Origin of the sequence: Kitasatospora nipponensis, assembly GCF_039528135.1 — a bacterium.
GTDB lineage: Bacteria > Actinomycetota > Actinomycetes > Streptomycetales > Streptomycetaceae > Kitasatospora > Kitasatospora nipponensis.
The window spans coordinates 1-501 of the sequence record NZ_BAAALF010001239.1; the positions used below are offsets into that span (position 1 = coordinate 1).

The window sequence follows — 501 nt, forward strand, 5'->3', positions numbered from 1 at the left end:
GCCCTGGTCTACGCGGTCTCCCGCGGCGAGACCGCGGGCTGGGCCTCGGGCGAGGTGCTGGGCGCATTCGGCGCGTTCGCCGTGCTGCTGATCGCCTTCCTGATCGTGGAGAGCAACGTCCGGCACCCGCTGATCCCGCTCTCCATCTTCCGGCGGCGCACCCTGGTCGCGGCGAACATCGTCTACCTGCTGATGGTCGGCTCCTTCGTCGCGGTGACCTACGTGCTCACGCTCTACCTGCAGTACGTCAAGGGCTACTCGCCGCTGGCCACCGGCCTGACCTTCTCGGTGCTCGGCTTCGCCGCCGTCGCGGCGGGCATGCTGGCGGCCCGGCTGGCCGGCCGGTTCGGCCTCGGGGTCACCGCGTTCTCCGGTCTGCTGCTGCAGGCGATCGGCATGCTGATCTGCTCCTTCCTGCCCGCCACGGGCGACCTGGCGCTGATCCTGATCGGCACCGCGCTGGTCGGCTTCGGCAATGTCACCGGCGTCGTGATGGTCACC

General features: G+C 70.3%; 1 protein-coding gene. It reads left to right on the forward strand.

Going from position 1 to position 501, the window contains the following annotated elements; genetic code table 11:
- On the forward strand, nucleotides 1-501 hold a 501-nt coding region (locus ABD323_RS45850; RefSeq protein WP_344447826.1), incomplete at both ends, for an MFS transporter.